10 protein-coding genes are annotated in these 16,780 nt (G+C 55.1%); 3 read left to right on the forward strand and 7 right to left on the reverse strand.

All coding sequences use genetic code 11. From position 1 onward, the window contains the following. Positions 1 to 55 precede the first annotated feature (55 nt). Positions 56 to 1,252 (forward strand): nicotinamide mononucleotide deamidase-related protein YfaY, encoded by a 1,197-nt coding sequence (locus Q3V30_RS06815; protein WP_306211628.1) that lies wholly within the window; start codon positions 56 to 58, stop codon positions 1,250 to 1,252. Positions 1,253 to 1,330: 78 nt separating this feature from the next. On the opposite strand, the gene yfaE is transcribed toward Q3V30_RS06815, so the two are convergent. The 4 genes from yfaE to ubiG form a co-directional block, all read right to left on the reverse strand. After that, positions 1,331 to 1,591 (reverse strand): class I ribonucleotide reductase maintenance protein YfaE, encoded by a 261-nt coding sequence (gene yfaE, locus Q3V30_RS06820; protein ID WP_306211630.1) that lies wholly within the window; start codon positions 1,589 to 1,591, stop codon positions 1,331 to 1,333. Between the two features lies 1 nt (position 1,592). Next, positions 1,593 to 2,723, reverse strand: coding sequence for a class Ia ribonucleoside-diphosphate reductase subunit beta (gene nrdB, locus Q3V30_RS06825; RefSeq protein WP_306211632.1), 1,131 nt, complete (start codon positions 2,721 to 2,723; stop codon positions 1,593 to 1,595). An 85-nt stretch (positions 2,724 to 2,808) separates the two neighbouring features. Continuing rightward, positions 2,809 to 5,094 carry a class 1a ribonucleoside-diphosphate reductase subunit alpha gene (nrdA, locus tag Q3V30_RS06830; protein WP_306211634.1) on the reverse strand — a complete coding sequence of 762 codons (2,286 nt, stop codon included), beginning with the start codon at positions 5,092 to 5,094 and terminating at the stop codon, positions 2,809 to 2,811. A gap of 530 nt (positions 5,095 to 5,624) precedes the next feature. Next, positions 5,625 to 6,353 (reverse strand): bifunctional 2-polyprenyl-6-hydroxyphenol methylase/3-demethylubiquinol 3-O-methyltransferase UbiG, encoded by a 729-nt coding sequence (gene ubiG / locus Q3V30_RS06835; RefSeq protein WP_306211636.1) that lies wholly within the window; start codon positions 6,351 to 6,353, stop codon positions 5,625 to 5,627. Between the two features lie 191 nt (positions 6,354 to 6,544). Here ubiG and gyrA point away from each other — a divergent pair, with 191 nt between their 5' ends. Next, entirely contained in the window at positions 6,545 to 9,184 is a 2,640-nt protein-coding gene (gyrA, locus tag Q3V30_RS06840; RefSeq protein ID WP_306211638.1) for a DNA topoisomerase (ATP-hydrolyzing) subunit A, read from the forward strand. Positions 9,185 to 9,325: 141 nt separating this feature from the next. After that, complete coding sequence (rcsC, locus tag Q3V30_RS06845) at positions 9,326 to 12,175, forward strand: two-component system sensor histidine kinase RcsC (protein WP_306211640.1); 2,850 nt, start codon at positions 9,326 to 9,328, stop codon at positions 12,173 to 12,175. A 58-nt stretch (positions 12,176 to 12,233) separates the two neighbouring features. Here rcsC and rcsB read toward each other — a convergent pair whose 3' ends face one another. The 3 genes from rcsB to Q3V30_RS06860 are packed head-to-tail and all read right to left on the reverse strand — an operon-like array spanning position 12,234 to position 16,721. After that, positions 12,234 to 12,884, reverse strand: a complete 651-nt coding sequence (gene rcsB / locus Q3V30_RS06850) for a response regulator transcription factor RcsB (protein WP_306211643.1) — start codon at positions 12,882 to 12,884, stop codon at positions 12,234 to 12,236. 1 nt (position 12,885) lies between these two features. Next, on the reverse strand, positions 12,886 to 15,546 hold the full coding sequence (gene rcsD, locus Q3V30_RS06855; RefSeq protein ID WP_306211645.1) for a phosphotransferase RcsD: 2,661 nt from the start codon (positions 15,544 to 15,546) through the stop codon (positions 12,886 to 12,888). A 20-nt stretch (positions 15,547 to 15,566) separates the two neighbouring features. After that, positions 15,567 to 16,721: an MFS transporter gene (locus Q3V30_RS06860; protein WP_306211647.1), complete on the reverse strand. Its 1,155-nt coding sequence runs from the start codon at positions 16,719 to 16,721 to the stop codon at positions 15,567 to 15,569. Positions 16,722 to 16,780 lie beyond the last annotated feature (59 nt).

A 16,780-nucleotide genomic window follows, 5' to 3' on the forward strand; every position in this document is an offset into this window, starting at 1 on the left:
GTTTATCCGGGTCTGTTCATACAGTTAACCGACGCTGCCCGAACCGGAGAACAACATGATAAGAGTGGAAATGCTCGCAACTGGCGATGAAGTCCTGCACGGTCAGATTGTGGATACCAACGCGGCCTGGCTTGCCGGGGTGCTGTTTGAAAATGGTCTGCCGATGACCAGCCGCCAGACCACCGGAGACAATCTTGACGAGCTGGTCACCGTGCTGACCGAGCGCAGTAAAGTGGCCGACGTGCTGATTGTAAACGGGGGGCTGGGGCCGACCAGCGACGATCTCAGCGCGCTGGCGGCAGCTAAAGCGGCAGGCGTAAAACTGGTGATGCATCAGGAATGGCTGGCGAAGATGGAGGCCTTTTTTGCTGAACGGGGCCGGAAAATGGCCGACAGCAACCGCAAGCAGGCTGAAATCCCGGAAGGAGCAGAAATGCTGGATAATCCGGTTGGTACCGCCTGCGGCTTTGCGATGCAGCTGAACCGCTGCTGGATTTTCTTCACTCCCGGCGTACCCTCTGAATATAAAGTGATGGTTGAACAGCAAATTTTGCCGCGCCTGAAAGCGCGTTTTGACCTGCCTGAACCTCCGGTTTGCCTACGGCTGACCACCTTTGGGCGCGGGGAGAGCGATCTTGCCGCCGAGATTGAGCCGCTGCCGCTGCCGGAAGGGGTGGTGATGGGCTATCGCGCCTCGATGCCGATTATCGAACTCAAGCTGAACGGGCCCGCCTCTAAGCTGGTCGAGATGGAGCAGTTCTGGCAGCGGGTGCGCGAAATTGCCGGCGAGAGCACTATTTTTGAAGGGATGGAAGGGCTGCCGACTCAGCTTGCACGCCGCCTGGGCGAAAAACGTTACACGCTTGCGGTAAGCGAGCAGTTTACCGCCGGATTAGTGCAGTGGCAGCTTGCTTCGGCACAGGCGCCGCTGGCGGCGGGTAACGTGCTGCCTGCACAGCAGGAGTCCCTGCAGGCGCTGATCGAGCGCAGCAGGCAGCTTGCCGCCACCTCCGGCGCATCGCTGGCGCTGATGGTGGGCGGTATCTATGATGAGCACCTGAGCTTTGCGTTACATACGCCAGAAGGGAGCTGGGGGCAGCGCGTGAAGTTTAACGTCAACCGTCATGACCTGAAGTCCCGCCAGGATATGGTGGCAATGATGGCGCTGAATATGCTGCGCCGCTGGCTCAACGGTATGGAGGTTTCAACCGGGCACGGCTGGATTGAGGTGGTGGAAACGCTGAAAGACTGAGCCAGAGCTAGCTGAATAAAAAAGCCCCCGTCAGGATCTGACGGGGGCTTTTTTATAGCGATGGGGAGGCAGACAGCGCTACATCTCCAGTTCAATATCACCGTTGGCTTTGCAGCAGCAGGGAAGAATTTCATCATCCTGCACAAAGGCGAGCGGTTTGGCGGCGTAGCTGACTTTACCCTTCAGCAGCCGGGTGCGGCACGAGCCGCAGAAACCTTCCCGACACTGATACTCAACGCAAATCTGATGAGCTTCCAGCGCCTCCAGCAGCGAAAGGTGCTCTTTATCACATTGCAGCTGCGTGCCGGAAGCGCGCAGCAGGATGAGTGACCCGGCCATCTTACAGCTGGAAATCGTCGAAGTCGTTTTCACCCACTTCAGAGTCGATCTGACCCACCAGATAGGAGCTGACCTCAACTTCCTGTGGCGCAACCTGGACGTTGTCAGAAACCAGCCAGGAGTTGATCCACGGGATCGGGTTAGAGCGCGTTTTGAACGGCAGATCCAGCCCCACCGCGTGCATACGAATATTGGTGATGTACTCAATATACTGGCACAGAATATCTTTGTTCAGGCCGATCATCGAGCCGTCGCGGAACAGATATTCTGCCCACTCTTTCTCCTGCTGGGCAGCGAGTACAAACAGGTCATAACACTCCTGACGGCATTCACGGGCAATCTCAGCCATCTCCGGATCGTCTTCACCGCTGCGCAGCAGGTTCAGCATATGCTGAGTCCCGGTCAAATGCAGCGCTTCGTCACGGGCGATCAGCTTGATGATTTTGGCGTTGCCCTCCATCAGCTCGCGCTCGGCGAACGCAAACGAGCAGGCAAAACTGACGTAGAAGCGGATCGCTTCCAGCGCGTTTACGCTCATCAGGCAGACATAGAGCTGCTTTTTCAGGGCACGCAGGCTGACGGTAATGCTTTTGCCGTTTACCTGATGCGTGCCTTCGCCCAGCAGATGCCAGTAGTTGGTCATCTCAATCAGATCGTCGTAGTAGGCAGAGATATCTTTCGCGCGCGACAGGATCTGCTCATTGGTCACGATATCATCGAACACAATCGCCGGATCGTTAACGATGTTACGGATAATGTGGGTATAAGAGCGTGAGTGAATGGTTTCAGAGAAGGCCCAGGTTTCAATCCAGGTTTCCAGCTCCGGGATGGAGATCAGCGGCAGCAGCGCCACGTTCGGGCTACGGCCCTGAATGGAGTCGAGCAGCGTCTGATACTTCAGGTTGCTGATGAAGATGTGCTTTTCATGCTCCGGCAGGCCCTGATAGTCGATGCGATCGCGTGAGACGTCCACCTCTTCCGGGCGCCAGAAGAAGGAGAGCTGCTTTTCAATCAGCTTTTCAAAGATGTCATATTTCTGCTGATCGAAGCGGGCGACGTTGACCGGCTGGCCGAAGAACATCGGTTCATCCAGCTGATTGTTTTTATTTTGCGAAAACGTTGTGTAAGCCATGAATAGTGATCCGTAGAGCGGGCCGCGCAGAGCAGCCCTGACAGATGATTGATGGAGGCGACAGGCGTCGCCCCGCAGTTAACGCTTAAATCTTGCAGGCGCCGCTTTCGCAGCCGTCGTCCTGAATGGACGGCACCATATCTTCCTGCGTATCTTCTGCACCGTCGCGGGTGTTCTGATAGTAGAGCGTTTTAACGCCGAATTTGTAGGCGGTGAGCAGATCTTTCAACAGCTGTTTCATCGGCACGCGACCGTTGGCGAAACGCGTCGGGTCATAGTTGGTGTTCGACGAGATCGCCTGATCGATAAACTTCTGCATCAGGCCAACCAGCTGCAGGTAACCGTCATTATTCGGCATATCCCACAGCAGCTCGTAGCTCTCTTTCAGGCGCTCATATTCCGGCACAACCTGACGCAGAATGCCATCTTTCGACGCTTTGATGCTGATATGGCCGCGTGGCGGCTCGATACCGTTGGTGGCGTTGGAGATCTGCGAAGAGGTCTCAGACGGCATCAGGGCAGAGAGCGTGGAGTTACGCAGACCATGAGTTTTGATCTCTTCGCGCAGCGCTTCCCAGTCCAGGTGCAGCGGCTCGTTGCTGATTGCATCGAGATCTTTCTTATAGGTGTCGATTGGCAGAATGCCCTGCGCATAGGTGGTTTCGTTAAACCACGGGCAGGCACCTTGCTCTTTCGCCAGCTCGTTAGAGGCTTTCAGCAGATAGAACTGAATAGCTTCGAACGTTTTGTGGGTCAGGTTGTTAGCGCTGCCGTCGGAGTAACGAACGCCGTGCTTCGCCAGATAGTAAGCAAAGTTGATCACGCCTATGCCCAGCGTACGACGGCCCATCGCGCCGCGTTTTGCCGCCGGGATTGGGTAATCCTGATAATCCAGCAGCGCATCCAGCGCGCGCACTGCCAGCGTCGCCAGCTCTTCCAGATCGTCCAGGCTCTCAATCGCGCCCAGGTTAAACGCCGACAGCGTACAGAGGGCGATTTCGCCATTCTCGTCGTTGACGTCCATCATCGGCTTGGTTGGCAGCGCAATCTCCAGGCAGAGGTTACTTTGCCGGACCGGCGCGATGGCGGGATCGAACGGGCTGTGGGTATTGCAGTGGTCAACGTTCTGGATATAGATACGGCCGGTAGAGGCGCGCTCCTGCATCATCAGCGAGAAGAGATCCACGGCCTTGACGCGCTGCTTACGGATGCTGTCGTCAGCTTCATATTTGGTGTAGAGACGCTCGAACTCATCCTGATCGGCAAAGAAGGCGTCATACAGGCCCGGGACGTCAGAAGGGCTGAACAGGGTGATCTCCTGACCTTTCAGCAGGCGCTGATACATCAGCTTGTTGATCTGGACGCCGTAGTCCATATGACGAACACGGTTTCCTTCCACGCCACGGTTGTTTTTCAGAACCAGCAGGCTTTCCACTTCCAGGTGCCACATCGGGTAGAACAGCGTAGCTGCACCGCCACGAACGCCGCCCTGCGAGCAGGACTTCACCGCGGTCTGGAAGTGCTTGTAGAAAGGAATACAGCCGGTGTGGAACGCTTCACCGCCACGGATCGGGCTGCCCAACGCACGGATGCGGCCAGCGTTGATGCCGATACCTGCACGCTGTGAAACATACTTCACGATAGCGCTGGAGGTGGCGTTAATGGAATCCAGGCTGTCGCCGCACTCGATCAGCACGCAGGAGCTGAACTGGCGGGTAGGGGTGCGCACGCCGGACATGATTGGCGTAGGCAGCGAGATTTTAAAGGTAGAGATCGCATCATAGAACCGCTTTACGTAGTCCAGACGCGTTTCGCGCGGGTAGCCAGAGAAGAGGCAGGCGGCCACCAGGATATAGAGGAACTGCGCGCTTTCGTAAATATCACCGGTCACGCGGTTCTGCGCCAGGTATTTACCTTCGAGCTGCTTCACCGCAGCGTAAGAGAAGTTCATATCGCGCCAGTGGTCGATATAGCTGTCCATCTCTTCGAACTCTTCCGCGCTGTAATCTTCCAGCAGATGGCTGTCGTACTTGCCCATATCAACCATACGCTTCACCTGATCGTACAGCTTAGGCGGTTCAAACTGACCGTAAGCTTTTTTACGCAGGTGGAAGATTGCCAGGCGTGCCGCCATGTACTGATAGTCAGGCGCATCGCGTGAGATCAGGTCAGCGGCGGACTTGATGATGGTTTCATGGATATCAGAGGTTTTCATCCCTTCGTAGAACTGGATATGAGAGCGCAGCTCTACCTGGGAGACAGAGACGTTGTGCAGCCCTTCTGCAGCCCAGTCCAGCACGCGGTGGATTTTATCGAGGTTGATGCGTTCGGTGCGGCCATCGCGTTTGGTGACAAGCAGACTCTGATTCATGCCGTGTAATATCCTGTCCGTGAGGGTGAAAACAAAAATATCCCCCGCTTATACACAGAATGCCCGGATGTGCGTAACTCTGTGGATAAACACTACATATAGGGGGTAAGGGAATTTTGAATAACAATATGGTGAGTATTCTAGTAATTTCTGCCGGGTTAACAAGGCTTGATTTTCACAAGAAATTGCTGTTCAGGCAGTGGCATTTTTCCTAAGTCCGCGTTTCTCAAGGGCCAGGGGCCATGTCAATAGTTTGATTATTTTTTTAGAAATTTGATCAAGCGCGGGTTTCTTGTTCAGCCCTGGAAAATCGCCCAATTTTTTGCCTGGAAAAAGGGCTGATGGGAAGAGTATTCCTCTGGCTGTAGCGCTGGGGCGTGCTGATTTTCTCCGGCGAGTCTATCCTGGCGCGCTCATGGCTATCTGTCTAAGAGGAAAACGATCTGACATCGGCGGTAGCCCGATGCAGGTTTATGGGAGTAACAGGCAAGCTCCGGCGCAATCCGGGCCTGCCTGATTTGAAGGCAGGATTACGCTTTCAGTGCGTGGGTATGCACCATGTAATTGACGTCCACGCCAGGGGCGAGCTTAAAGCTGTTGGTCAGCGGATTATAGTGCAGGCCAATAATATGACGTTCGCGCAGGGGAGTTTCATCCACCCAGTTCAGCAGTTCAGCCGGACGGATAAACTTTTTGATATCATGCGTGCCACGAGGCACCATGCGCAGCAGATATTCCGCGCCTACAATCGCCATCAGCCAGGCTTTACTGTTGCGGTTAAGGGTTGAGAAAAAGACTTCGCCGCCCGGTTTGACCAGTTTTGCACAGGCATGCACCACTGAACGTGGGTCCGGCACGTGCTCCAGCATCTCCATACAGGTGACGACGTCATACTGACCGGCAAACTGTTCGGCGTGCTCTTCCACGGTTTGCTGTACGTAATCCACCTTCACGCCGCTTTCCAGCGCGTGCAGACGGGCCACTTCTAAAGGCTCCGCGCCCATATCCAGCCCTGTCACCTCAGCACCTTCACGCGCCATGCTTTCGGCAAGAATGCCGCCGCCGCAGCCAACGTCCAGCACTTTTTTACCAAACAGGCCGTTGCTGTGCTGGGCAATATAGCCAAGACGAAGGGGGTTGATACGGTGCAGAGGTTTAAACTCGCCTTCCAGATCCCACCAGCGGGAGGCGACGGCTTCAAACTTGGCAATTTCGTTATGATCCACGTTAGCCGTGGCGGCGGTTTTTTCAGCCTTCATAGGTCTCTCGCTCACTAAAAGTTTACGGGCAGTATACCTGTTTCCTGAGGGGAATGTGCAGCGCCCGGCGTTCCGGTTGTTTAGCGTGCATTAAAGCGCCTAAAAAGACGCTTTCCGTTCACCGCAACAGCTAAAGGTGATATACTTTCGCACCTTTGAATCCGGGTATAATGTAGAGGGATAGCGGCTCCATGAGCGATCTAGCCAGAGAAATCACACCGGTTAATATCGAAGAAGAGTTAAAAAACTCTTACCTCGACTATGCCATGTCGGTCATCGTTGGCCGTGCATTGCCAGATGTTCGCGATGGGCTGAAACCAGTTCACCGTCGAGTGCTTTTTGCCATGAACGTACTGGGCAATGACTGGAACAAACCCTATAAAAAGTCTGCCCGTGTTGTCGGCGACGTTATCGGTAAATACCACCCTCACGGCGATACGGCCGTGTACGACACCATTGTTCGTATGGCGCAGCCGTTCTCGCTGCGCTATATGCTGGTAGACGGTCAGGGTAACTTCGGTTCTGTCGACGGCGACTCCGCCGCCGCCATGCGTTATACCGAAGTGCGCATGTCGAAAATCGCCCATGAACTGCTGGCGGATCTGGAAAAAGAGACCGTCGACTTTGTGCCGAACTATGACGGCACCGAGCAGATCCCGGAAGTGATGCCGACCAAAATCCCTAACCTGCTGATCAACGGCGCTTCGGGGATTGCCGTAGGCATGGCGACCAATATCCCGCCGCATAACCTGACGGAAGTGATCAACGGCTGCCTGGCCTACATTGAAGATGAGAACATCAGCATCGAAGGGCTGATGGAGCACATCCCCGGGCCGGACTTCCCGACAGCGGCGATCATTAACGGTCGTCGTGGGATTGAAGAAGCTTACCGTACCGGTCGCGGAAAGATTTATATCCGCGCCCGCGGCGAAGTAGAAGTCGATGCCAAAACCGGCCGCGAAACGATCATCATTCATGAAATTCCTTATCAGGTGAACAAAGCTCGCCTGATTGAGAAAATGGCTGAACTGGTGAAAGAGAAGCGTCTGGAAGGGATCAGCGCGCTGCGCGATGAGTCCGATAAAGACGGCATGCGCATTGTGATTGAGATCAAGCGTGATGCGGTAGGCGAAGTGGTTCTCAACAACCTCTACTCCCTGACGCAGCTGCAGACCTCTTTCGGCATCAACATGGTTGCCCTGCATCAGGGACAGCCAAAGATCATGCCGCTGAAGGATATTCTGGAAGCGTTTGTGCGTCACCGCCGCGAAGTGGTGACCCGCCGTACCATTTTCGAGCTGCGTAAAGCACGCGATCGCGCCCATATCCTGGAAGCGCTGGCCATTGCACTGGCCAATATCGACCCGATTATCGAGCTGATCCGCCATGCGGCTAACCCAGCCGAAGCGAAAGCGGGCCTGGTAGCGCGCTCGTGGGCATTGGGCAACGTCTCCGAAATGCTGGAGCGTGCCGGTGACAACGCCGCGCGTCCGGAGTGGCTGGAAGATGAGTTCGGTATCCGTGATGGCGAATACTACCTGACCGAGCAGCAGGCACAGGCGATTCTGGATCTGCGCCTGCAGAAACTGACCGGCCTTGAGCATGAAAAGCTGCTGGATGAGTACAAAGAGCTGCTGGAGCAGATCGCTGAGCTGCTGCGCATTCTGGAAAGCTCCGATCGCCTGATGGAAGTGATCCGTGAAGAGCTGGAACTGATCCGCGATCAGTTCGGCGACCAGCGCCGCACCGAAATCACCGCCAACAGCGCGGATATCAACATCGAAGACCTGATCAATCAGGAAGATGTGGTAGTGACCCTCTCTCATCAGGGTTACGTGAAGTATCAGCCTCTGACCGATTACGAAGCACAGCGTCGTGGCGGTAAAGGCAAATCTGCGGCACGTATTAAAGAAGAAGACTTTATTGACCGCCTGCTGGTGGCCAATACCCACGACACCATCCTCTGCTTCTCCAGCCGGGGCCGTCTCTACTGGATGAAGGTCTATCAGCTGCCTGAAGCGAGCCGTGGCGCGCGGGGACGTCCAATCGTCAACCTGCTGCCGCTGGAGGCGAATGAGCGTATTACTGCCATTCTGCCGGTACGTGAGTACGCCGAAGGGTGGAACATCTTTATGGCGACCGCCTGCGGCACCGTGAAGAAAACCGCGCTGACTGAGTTCAGCCGTCCGCGTAGTGCCGGTATCATTGCCGTCAACCTGCGTGATGACGATGAGCTGATCGGCGTGTCGCTGACCAACGGTGGCGACGAGGCGATGCTCTTCTCTGCGGTGGGTAAAGTTGTGCGCTTCGCAGAGACCGCCGTGCGTGCCATGGGCCGTACCGCTTCCGGCGTACGCGGCATCAAGCTGGCAGAAGGGGACCGCGTGGTGTCGCTGATTGTGCCGCGTGATGATGGCGCCATCCTTACCGTGACCCAGAACGGCTACGGTAAACGCACCAGCAACGCCGAGTACCCGACCAAGTCCCGTGCTACTCAGGGCGTTATCTCGATCAAAGTGACCGAGCGTAATGGTCCGGTGATTGGTGCGGTACAGGTTGTCGACAGCGATCAGATTATGATGATCACCGATGCCGGCACGCTGGTTCGTACCCGCGTTTCTGAAGTGAGTGTGGTAGGGCGTAACACCCAGGGTGTTATTCTGATCCGCACCGCAGAAGATGAAAACGTGGTTGGCCTGCAGCGCGTGGCGGAGCCGGTTGCTGAAGAGGAGCTGGATGCTATCGACGGCAGCGTAGCGGAAGGGGATGAGGATATCGCCCCGGAAGTTGAGAATGAAGATGAAGCACCGGAAGGCGATGAAGAGGAATAATCTTCACTGCGTTTAGTGCCTGAGGCCGGTTCGAAAGAACCGGCCTTTTTATTAGCTACGGCTGCGGCCATAACTGGCTTTTTTTACCTGCTGACGGTACTGTATCGGGATCGCCGTCAGCCCCACCGCTAAAGGATTCGCTTGAAATATCTTGTCTCGTTCAGAACCACGTTAAGGATTTCCCGTTACCTTTTCCGGGCGCTGGCACTTATGCTCTGGACGCTCGGCGCGCTGCTGACCACGTTTTATATTATTAATGTGCTGCATGAGAAAGAGTCGCAGGTTCGTCAGGAACTTGGCGCCAACTTCGAGCAGGCGCAGTGGTATGTGCGCCACTCCGCCGATGTCACCCGTGAGCTGAAATATATCGCAGAAAACCGCCTGAATTCGTCAGCTAACGGCCTTGACGTGCTGAACGGCGTTTTTCCCGGCAAGACGGCTTTGCCGCAGTTTTATCCGCTCTATTCAGATTCTGACTGCAGTTCCATGAGTAACACCTGGCGTAGCTCGCTGGAGTCGCTGAGTTATTTCCTGCATTACTGGAAAGAGAACTTTGCCTCCGCCTATGAGCTTAACAGGGTCTTCTTTGTCGGGGGAGAAAGCCTCTGCCTGGCCGATTTCGGCGTGGGCAACGCCTCCGCCAACCGTGAGCGGGCGCTGAAATCGCTGCATGAACGCATTCTGAAATACCGTAACGGTAATGAAGAGGAGCGCAAAAGCAGCCTGGTGTGGATCGCCCCTTCCGGGCAGCCGGGCGTGGGCTATTATTATCTGCTGACGCCGATTTATGTCGCCAGTAAAATGGCGGCGCTGCTGGGTATTGAACAGACCATCCGGCTGGAAGATTTTGTCACGCCGGGCAGTTTCCCCGTTACCGCAACGATTATTGATGCCAACAACCAGCGGCTGATGTCCACCTCCCGTACCGGCGGTGGCATTTCGCTCGACGATCTGCCGGACGATCGCAGCTGGTTCGGCTACGTTAACGGCTACAAGAAGCTGGTGCTGAAGAAAACGCTGATGCCTTCAGAGCTGACGGTAGTCTACTCGGTGGAGACCGATGAGCTGATAGCCAAGCTGAAAGTGCTGATCATCAACGCCATTCTGCTTAACGTGATCAGCGCGATTATTCTGTTTACGCTCGCCTGGCTGTTTGAACGCCGTATGTTTCTGCCTGCAGAGGATAATGCCCACCGGCTGGAAGAGCACGAGCAGTTCAACCGTAAAATCGTCGCTTCCGCCCCGGTAGGGATCTGCATCCTGCGCACCAGCGACGGCACCAATATCCTCAGCAACGAGCTGGCCCACAACTATCTCAGCATGCTGACTCAGGAAGACCGGCAGCGGCTGACCGAGATCATCTGTGGTCAGCAGGTCAATTTTGTCGATGTGCTGACCGGCAGCAACACTAACCTGCAAATCAGCTTTGTGCATTCGCGCTACCGCAACGAGAACGTGGCTATCTGCGTGCTGGTGGATGTCAGCGCCCGCGTGAAGATGGAAGAGTCGTTGCAGGAGATGGCGCACGCCGCCGAACAGGCCAGCCAGTCCAAATCGATGTTCCTGGCCACGGTCAGCCATGAGCTGCGCACGCCTCTCTACGGCATCATCGGTAATCTGGATCTTCTGCAGACCAAATCCCTGCCGCAGGGCGTGGAGTCGCTGGTCACCGCCATGAACAACTCCTCCAGCCTGCTGTTAAAAATCATCAGCGATATTCTCGACTTCTCTAAAATTGAGTCGGAACAGCTGCGCATTGAGCCGCGTGAATTCTCCCCGCGTGAAGTGATCACCCATATTGCTACCAACTATCTGGCGATGGTGGTGAAGAAACGCCTGACGCTGTGGTGCTTTATCGACAGCGAGGTGCCCGTTACCCTGGATGGTGACCCGCTTCGTTTACAGCAGGTCATCTCAAACCTGCTGAACAATGCCATCAAATTCACCCATACCGGCGGCATTATCCTGCAGGTGTACGTGAAGGATGGTTATCTTGCCTTCCGCGTGCGTGATACTGGCGTCGGCATTCCGGCTAAAGAGATCACCCGCCTGTTCGATCCTTTCTTCCAGGTCGGCACTGGCGTTCAGCGTAATTTCCAGGGGACCGGACTGGGTCTGGCGATCTGTGAAAAGCTGATCAATATGATGGATGGCGACATTGAGGTCGATTCCGAACCCGGCATGGGCAGCCAGTTCATCGTTCGTATCCCGCTCTATAACAGTAAAGTCATGACCCCCACGCTGCACGACGGTCTGCAGGGGAAAAAATGCTGGCTGGAATTACGCAACGACGGTCTGGCGAGCTTCCTGGAAAAACTGCTGCAAGAGCATGGCATTAGCGTGCAGCGTTTACAGGAGGGGCAGTGCGGTCCGGAAGATGTGCTGGTGACCGATTACGATTATCCGCTGCAGCAGGCTCTGCGTGCGGTGATCCGCTTTGATGGCAGCCATAACGACGGCCCGCTGGAGCTTTCGGCCGGACGCTGGGTTTACGGCACCACCACGCCTCACGAGCTGCCAGCGCTGCTGGGCAGGATCTTCCGGGTGGAGGTGGCGATGCCGGACGCGTTACCGGGGCTGCCGGAAGCGGAAGAGAAGCGTGCCAGCAATGAAGATATTTTGATTCTGGTGGTGGACGATCATCCTATCAACCGTATGCTGCTTTCCGATCAGTTAGGATCGCTGGGGTATCGGGTGAAGACAGCACAGGATGGGGTTGATGCGCTGAACGTGCTGAGCCGCAACGAGATCGATATCGTGCTGACCGACGTCAACATGCCAAATATGGATGGCTACCGCCTGACTCAGCGCCTGCGTCAGTTAGGGCTGACCTTCCCGGTGGTGGGCGTAACGGCTAACGCGCTGGCCGAAGAGAAGCAGCGCTGCATGGAGGCTGGCATGGATAACTGTCTGTCGAAACCGGTCACTATGGATACGCTGCGGCAGGCGCTGGCGTTTTATGCAGAGCGCGTCAGAAAGGGCAGGGAGTAGCGATTCCGGCATAAAAAAAGGGCGGAACAGAGTCCGCCCTGATGCTGTTTAGTGCTGCTTAGTCTTTATCAACCGGCATACTGCTGACGGAAGAGAGATAGTTCAGCAGCGCAATATCGTTATCCACGCCCAGTTTCATCATTGCTGATTTCTTCTGGCTACTGATGGTTTTGATACTGCGGTTCAGCTTCTTGGCGATCTCCGTTACCAGGAACCCTTCGGCAAACAGACGCAGAACTTCACTCTCTTTTGGAGAAAGACGTTTGTCGCCGTAGCCACCCGCGCTGATTTTCTCCAGCAGTTTTGCCACGCTGTCCGGGGTATATTTTTTGCCTTTCTGCAGAGCAGCCAGCGCTTTTGGCAGATCGGTTGGCGCGCCCTGTTTCAGAACAATCCCTTCAATATCCAGGTCCAGAACCGCGCTCAGGATGGCTGGATTACTGTTCATGGTCAGAACAATGATCGATAAATCGGGATAATGACGCTTGATGTACTTAATCAGCGTAATGCCATCGCCATATTTTTCACCTGGCATCGACAGATCGGTGATTAATACATTGGCATCCAGTTTTGACAGGCTGTTGATTAATGCTGTGGAATCTTCGAACTCACCAACTACGTTGACCCACTCAATTTGTTCGAGAGACTTACGAATACCGAACAAAACAATCGGATGGTCATCGGCAATAATTACGTTCAAGTTGTTCATTTTATTGGTTACCTTGCTGCAGCAGTTTACTGACATAGTGGTCAATATCACTGGTGGTATTTTTAATGTTTGAATCGTCACACTCGGTAATGTGTTGTTCTAACGTTTCACAAAGCTGCTTGCCGGGTGTCAGGTTGAGCATGGCAAACACGCCTTTCAGGCGATGCGCAGTCTGAGCAAGAGAACTCAAGTCCCCTTCCGCCGCCTCATTATACAGTCTCTTTACATCATCTGGTACTGTATCAACAAAGAGCTGATAGTAACCAGGGGCAAAAAGCTTAGCCGTATCCTGATCTTCGAGTGCTTCTTCTTCGTTTTCATCCTGGGCCAGCTGTTGTTCAATAAGCTGCAGCAGAGCATCCTGCATCGCGCTGCTGATATTGAAGTTGACCCGATAGCTGTCGCGGGAAAGCGCGGTAAAGCCCGTTTCGTCATCCGTAAGCAGTAACGACCACGGCGTAAGACGTGTGGGATCGTCGGTGACCAGCACATCATGGTCCTGACCAGAGAAACGTTCATCAGGAGTAATACAGCTCGCTCCCCAGTTTTCCAGCTGGTGCACAACGATTTTTCTCACTTCATCAACGGTGATATCAATCAGTGTGGTCAGGCCTTCCAGCAGCTTCTCTTCCTGCGCATGCTGCTCCTCCTGCGGGGCATGGATCTGAATGCTGTAACGGGTACCGATATCGGGACGCGCCACAATTTCCAGATGACCGCCCAGCTGTTTACAGAGCTGTTTGCAGAGGAAAAAGGCGAGCCCGGAAGCCTGACCAAAGCGATCGTGGCTGGTTTCGCCAAGGAACGGGAAGTCGGTATTGCCCATTTCATCCACCATCAGCCCCGCGCCGGTATCGACAATCTCGATCGCCAGACGATCGGGGCGATCTGCCGGATGGTTTACCTCAATGCTGATCCGTCCCCAGCTGGTGCTGGTGATGGAGTAGTGCAGCAGGGTGGTCAGGATTTTGTAGAGTGCCCGGCGGTCGCCGTAACGGCTTTCGTCGCTGTTCAGCCGGTTACAGACCACCAGCTTCAACCCTTTGCGGCACATCGAAGGCAGCGCTTCTATCACCAGTTCATCCAGCACGCTTTGCAGCATAAAGGAGCCTGACTCCGGTGCCCAGTCATGAGTTTCAAGGCGGTTGAGCAGCACAATATCATCCACCAGCCGGCTCAGCGCCTGGGATTCCTCCAGCGTATCGCTGAGATCGTCTGCCGGATGCGCTTCGCTGAGGGTCTGCAGATGAGCGATCACCTTATCCAGCGGCCTGTTCAGCGCATGACCCAGATTTTGCAACAGCTGCTGACGCGTCTGATGGTTCTTATCCAGCACCTGCTGCGCTTTTTGCAGTTTTTTGTTTACCAGCAGTTCACGATCCTGGTCGCGCATCATAAAGATCTGCGTATTGGGCGAAAGAACGCTGCGGGCGTGGCGGATTTCGTAAACTTCATTATTCACCGTGGCCTGCAGCACGCCCTGATGCTGGTCGGACATATTGATAATTTTTTGCAAATTAAGGTGGGGAAGCAGGTGTTCAGCGATCTTGTTGCTGATAATGGTACGATTATTCGCAAAGTCGTAGACCAGCAGCCCGACCGGCAGACTGCCGACAATCTCTTCATTCAGCACGCGTAACGAGTCCAGCTCGGCACTCTGGTTCTCGCTGGGGCGCAGCGATTGCTGGCGCAGCAGGAACAGTCCGGCCAGCGAGAGCAGCAGCAGTCCCAGGTTCGCCAGCAGCGGCCACATCAGATTGTGCAGCGTATCCATAAACAGCCCGACCAACGGCACGCGGTAAACCAGTTGCAATGGCGTGCTGGTCAGCGAGGCAGCAATTTCAATATTAGGGTTAGCCAGCGTGACCTTTGTACTGTGAGTCTGATCGTCAGGATCGCTCCTCACCGGCGCGCTGTTAGCATCCTGCTTGAGCTGGAAATACTCCAGCGGCATGTTCAGCGGGATCAGATCGTTAATAGGTAAATCAAAGGCCACGACGGTCGCCAGATGGCCAGGCTGGTTAAACGTGGTGCGGACGGTGAAGTAGTGATCGTTCTGCCAGGTGAAACGGCGCAAAGGAGAGAAGCTTTCACGCTCGTCCAGCGCATTTGCCTGCTGCAACATTTCGGCACGGCGCGCCTCAACAATATTGCTGATGGCGCTCTCTTTATAGCGTGTCGCCATATCTTTCAGCGGCAGGGTAGAGACCAGGATCAGGCTGTTATCCTGTCCGTTAAGAAAATACATCGACCAGGTGCTGTTTTCCGCCCCCCAAAGCGTATCCAGATAGTTGGACATCCGCAGCGTCATATCAAGCGTGCTGCTGTCGTGGGAACCAAAAATCAGCGATTCTGTTTTACGCCGTGTCTTCTCAAGATAGTAAACATCCGGACGCAGGCGGGTTTCCTGCAGGCTGTTGGGTGGCGATCCGGCGGCGTTAGCGGCCAGGTTTTCATAAATCTGCCAGGTTGCAAAGCGATAGGTATCGATGCGTTTTTGCATAGCGTGGGCGATATCCGCCAGCGCATAGCGCTTGTCGGTCAGCCAGGCGTTCACCGCATTGTGGATCATAAATCCTGACGCCAGTAGCAGCACCAGAATAAACATCACAAAAAAGCGTGTGACATTGCCTGATGTCAGAGGAAATTTGTATGGCAACATAGCGTAGCGTGGGACCCCAGTTAACGTGTAATCAGCCGGGCGCTTGCGGCCACGGCTAACAGCAGTACGGCAATGGCCGAAAAGGCCGTCGCAAGGCTGTACCACTGAGAGATAAATCCGATGAGAGCCGGACCTGCCAGAATACCCGCATAACCAATCGTTGTCATGGAAGAAATTGCCAGATTTACCGGCATGGTTTTCTGATTTCCTGCTGCGCTGAACATAATAGGGACGGCGTTAGAGGCGCCGAAGCCTACCAGCACAAAACCCGCCAGCGTAACCACAACGTTTGGCACAAATACGGCCAGTAAAAGTCCGAGTGAGGCGCAGAGCGTGCCGCAGAAAAGCGTCAGAAAACGGCCAAAGTAATTGACGATGCGATCGCCAGTCAGCCTGCCCACCGTCATCGCCACGGAGAAGAGCGCATAGCCCAGACCCGCGTGAGAATGCGCTAAGTCGCGTGTCTGGGTCAGGAACAGGGCGCCCCAGTCCAGCACTGCTCCTTCTGTCAGGAAGAGGATAAAGCACAAAACGCCGAGAAACAGCACCCATCCGCGCGGCATCACAAAGAGCGGCGCATCAGGCTGATGCACCCGGTCGCTCAGCAAATGGCGCTGACAGGAGAGATAGATAGCAATAATGAGCAGGCCGATCGCGCTAACCGCCTGCAGCGGAGAGAGCCCGAAAGCGAGTCCGGCGCTGACTGCGCCTGCGCCTGCAATGCCGCCAACGCTAAAGAAACCGTGAAAGCCGGACATCATCGCCCGTTCAGAGGCCTTTTCCACCTCCACCGCCTGAATATTCATCGCCACATCGACGAGACCGATCGAGGCACCAAAAACCATCAGCGCCAGAGCCAGGGTAACGGGCGTGGAGAGGGTCGCCAGCAACGGCAAAGCGACCAGAATAAAGAGGCTGCCCAACGTCATGACGCGCTTACAGCCAAAGCGACCTGCCAGCATACCGGTTAGCGGCATCGCTACCAGCGAGCCCAGCCCAAGAAACAGCAGCAGCGTACCCAGCGCGCCATCGCTTAGCTGGGCACGATCTTTAGCGTAAGGAACCAGCGGCGCCCAGGCGGCCATGCCGATTCCGGCAATAAAGAAGATGGCACGCGTAGCGTGTTGCGTGGCTACCGCGCTGGCCTTTGCGGGTCGAGCATCCAGTGTCGTCATGATATCCGTTTAAAATCTTCCGTAAGGAGCGCTTCTTTTTACCACAAGAACTTTGTTTA

It is taken from the genome of Erwinia pyri, from assembly GCF_030758455.1.
Lineage (GTDB): Bacteria > Pseudomonadota > Gammaproteobacteria > Enterobacterales > Enterobacteriaceae > Erwinia > Erwinia pyri.